This window comes from Streptomyces sp. SID4985 (assembly GCF_009863025.1).
Taxonomy (GTDB): Bacteria; Actinomycetota; Actinomycetes; order Streptomycetales; family Streptomycetaceae; genus Streptomyces.
In genome coordinates this window covers 1-3,436 of record NZ_WWIR01000192.1, presented here as the reverse complement: position 1 = coordinate 3,436, position 3,436 = coordinate 1, and the positions used below count along the sequence as shown (strand labels likewise).

At 71.0% G+C, this 3,436-nt stretch carries 4 protein-coding genes and 2 tRNA genes; 1 reads left to right on the top strand and 5 read right to left on the bottom strand.

Annotated features, from left to right (window positions below):
• Positions 1-4: 4 nt before the first annotated feature.
• The 4 genes from GTW40_RS07640 to GTW40_RS07630 form a co-directional block, all read right to left on the bottom strand.
• Positions 5-77, bottom strand: a tRNA-Ala gene (locus GTW40_RS07640).
• A gap of 125 nt (positions 78-202) precedes the next feature.
• Positions 203-436: a hypothetical protein gene (locus tag GTW40_RS07635; RefSeq protein ID WP_006136074.1), complete on the bottom strand. Its 234-nt coding sequence runs from the start codon at positions 434-436 to the stop codon at positions 203-205.
• Positions 437-439: 3 nt separating this feature from the next.
• The gene (locus GTW40_RS32545; protein WP_018545155.1) at positions 440-613 is read right to left on the bottom strand and encodes a hypothetical protein; all 174 of its coding nucleotides are present in this window, start codon (positions 611-613) and stop codon (positions 440-442) included.
• Between the two features lie 70 nt (positions 614-683).
• On the bottom strand, positions 684-2,063 hold the full coding sequence (locus GTW40_RS07630) for an MFS transporter (RefSeq protein ID WP_237525391.1): 1,380 nt from the start codon (positions 2,061-2,063) through the stop codon (positions 684-686).
• Positions 2,064-2,301: 238 nt separating this feature from the next.
• Between GTW40_RS07630 and GTW40_RS07625 the strand changes: the two genes are divergently transcribed.
• Positions 2,302-3,306, top strand: coding sequence for a helix-turn-helix transcriptional regulator (locus GTW40_RS07625; protein ID WP_237525390.1), 1,005 nt, complete (start codon positions 2,302-2,304; stop codon positions 3,304-3,306).
• 52 nt (positions 3,307-3,358) lie between these two features.
• Here the strand turns inward: GTW40_RS07625 and GTW40_RS07620 are convergent.
• Positions 3,359-3,431: transfer RNA gene (locus GTW40_RS07620), tRNA-Ala, on the bottom strand.
• Positions 3,432-3,436: the final 5 nt, after the last annotated feature.

The following is a 3,436-nucleotide window of genomic DNA, read 5'->3' as shown; positions in this document are numbered from 1 at the left end:
TCTGTGGAGCTAAGGAGAATTGAACTCCTGACCTCCTGCATGCCATGCAGGCGCTCTACCAACTGAGCTATAGCCCCTCGCGGTGCCCTTCCGGGTTCCCCCGGAGGCGTCGCCAACCTTACACGGTCCCCGACGGTGAGCACCAAATCGGTTCCCGGTATGACACAGTAAGGAGCCCTATGTCCACTTCGAGGCGTCCGGCTCAGGCCGTGACGAAGGAGTAGAACCGCTTGAGCGTGCAGTGCTCTTCGAGGAGCCGGCCGTAGATCGGCTCGCCCTCCAGCTCACGGTAGGTCTCGATGGGGTCGCCTTTTATGATCAGCGCCCGGGCGCATTCCTCGCACCAGTACTGGTAGTCGGGGTTGATCGGTTCCATGTCGCGGACAATCGGCGTACCGCTGCCGCACCAGTCGCACTTCCGCCTGTGTGCACCCATCGCTCAGCTCCAGCTGTGGCCGCAGGCCGTGCACACGTAGGAGATCCCGCCGTTGTCGCCAAGGACTTGGGCGACATGCGCGGAACCGCAGGAAGGGCAGCTGAGCCGGGTGGCCGTGTCCCGTATCCAGGCCGTCCCGAGGAGGTGGCCGACCTCCCCAAGGATGCTCGCAGGCATCGCCACTCCCTCCCGTGCGGGCCGCGTCCCCTTCCGGCCGTCTGATTCTGCCACGGCCGGGCCGATACGGTCAGCGACGCCTGCGTACCAGTCCGGACACAGCCGCCGGCACGGCTGTCGCGGCAAGCGCCCAGGCAGTCACCCCGAACGCCTCCGCCGATGTATACGCCCCCGGTACCCCGAGTGACTCAAGCCGGTTGAGGAAGAGCGTGCCGAAGGCCGCCACTCCGATCAGCTGTCCGAGCTGGTTGACCGTGGCCAGCAGCCCGGCGGCGTCCGCCGCGTCCTCGGGCCGTACGGTGGCCAGGGCGCCCGTGAAGACCGGGCCGAAGGCGAGCGCGAGCCCGGCTCCCGCGCACACGCAGCCCCCGTACAGCGCCACTCCCCCGCTGTGCCCGCCACGCAGCGCCAGGCCCACCCAGGCCGCTCCGGCGGCCGTGAGCGCGAACCCGGCCGGGGAGAGCGCGGGCCACCAGGAGCGGGGCAGCCTCCGCCAGCCCAGGCCGACCGCCCCGAAGACGGCGGCTGTCGGCGCGAAGGTCAGCCCGGCTCGCAACGCGCTGTCGCCGAGGCCGCCCTGAAGGTGCAGGGTCAGGGTGAAGAGGAAGCCCGCGTTGACGGCCATCACCAGCAGGACCCGCAGGGCGGCCAGTGCCATGCCGGGGTGGCGCAGCACCCTCGGCGCGATCAGCGGGGCGCCGCCGCGCCGGGCCAGCCGGGATTCGTAGCCGCAGAACAGCGCGAAGAGCACGGCGGAGAGGGCCAGGGACAGCCAGGACCACAGCGGCCAGTCCTCCTCCTGACCGAGGACCAGCGGGACGGTCAGCAGCGACACGGCCGCGCCGAGCAGCGCCAGTCCGGGCACGTCGAGGGGGCGGGCGGCCGCGCGGTCGGCCGGACCGGGCGACGGGAGCACCTTGGCGCCCAGGACCAGCAGGGCCGCGCCGACCGGCACGTTGACGAGGAACACCGGGCGCCAGCCGGTGCCGAACAGGTCGGCGGCGACCAGCACCCCGCCGACGATCTGCCCGGCCGCCGCGCCCACCGCCAGGACCGCAGCGTAGGCGCCGAGGGCGCGGGCCCTGGCCTCACCGGTGAAGGCCCGCTGGATCAGGCTCAGCACCTGCGGGATCATCAGCGCCGATCCGGCGCCCTGCACCAGCCGGAACCCGATGAGCCAGCTCACGCCCGGGGCCAGACCGCAGGCGAGCGAGGCGGCGGTGAACAGGGCGAGACCGGCGAGGTGGACCCGCCCGTGGCCCAGCAGGTCGCCGAGGCGGGCACCGGTGATCAGCAGCACGGCGTAGGTGATGGTGTAGCCCGCGATCACCAGCTGCAGATCGGCGCCCGAGGCCCGGAAAGCGGTGCCGATGCTCGGGGCGGCGACGTTCACGATGAAGACGTCGAGGACGGCCATGAAAGTGGCCGTGAGCAGGGCGAACAGCAGCATCCGGGACCGATTGTCAGTGGGCGGTGCTTCACTGTCGGTGCTGGGTGCTTCACGCTTCGCGAGATGCGAGGCGGCCGTGCCGGGCGGCCTGGTGCGCGGTGTCGTCATGACGCCGAGCCTGGGGGCGCGCCGGTACAGGTGCCGAGAGCCCGCCGATGCTGGTAGTGACGGCACCTGGCAGGAACACGGCGGGGAACCGACGATGGCGACGGGGACACGGAGAACGGGGGACACGACGATGAGCAGGACGAGGACGGCGGGTACGACAGGCGCGTTCGGTACGACGACGCACGGGACCACTGCGACCGGTACGGCCGGTACGACCAGGACGGCCGGCACGAGGACACGGCGCCGCAGGACCGAGCTGGCCGCCTTCCTGCGCAGCAGGCGGGCCCGGGTGACACCGGCCGACGTGGGGATGCCACCGGGGCTGCGGCGGCGCACTCCGGGGCTGCGCCGGGAGGAGGTCGCGCAGCTCTCCGGGGTGGGCGTGACCTGGTACACGTGGCTGGAGCAGGGCCGCCCGATCAACGCGTCGGCGCAGGTGCTGGACGCGGTGGCCCGCACCCTGCGGCTGGACGCGCCGGAGCGGGAGCATCTGTACCGCCTCGCGGAGGTGCCGTTCGCCTCGACGCCCGTCGGTCTGACCCGCCGGATAGGCCCGGAGGTGCAGGGCATCATCGACGCGGTCGACCCGCTGCCCGCGGCGGTCTACAACTCGCGCTACGACATCCTGGCCACCAACCCCGCCTACCGCGACCTGTTCCTGGTGCCGCGGACGGTGCGCGCCGCGGTGCCGAACGTGCTGTGGGCTCTGTGCACCCTGCCGGAGGAGCTGTGCCCGGTGGTCCGGCTGGACGTGGAGCTGCCGCTGATGGTGGCGACGCTGCGCTCGGCCTACGGCAGACATGTGGGCGAGCCCGCCTGGGAGGAGTACATACGCGGGCTCGCGGCCGAGAGCGCGCACTTCGCCCGGCTGTGGGCGAGCGGTGAGGTGGCGCCGCCGGGGCCGCGGGTGAAGACGTTCCGTCATCCCGGCCATCCGGGCCTGGGCGAGATACACATGACGACACAGTCCCTGTCCATCGACGGGATGCCCGAGTGCCGGATCGTGGTCTACACGCCGGTGGACGAGGAGGCGCGCGCGAAATCGGCGGTGCTGAGGGAGGAGAGGCAGCCGATGGCGGACGAGCTGGCGGCCGAGATCATTCGCCGCTGGAACACGAAAAATCCCGCCCTGTGAAGGACGGGATCTTCCCTACCGATCTTTGACAACTCAACAGAGTGTCGATCTGTGGAGCTAAGGAGAATTGAACTCCTGACCTCCTGCATGCCATGCAGGCGCTCTACCAACTGAGCTATAGCCCCTCGCG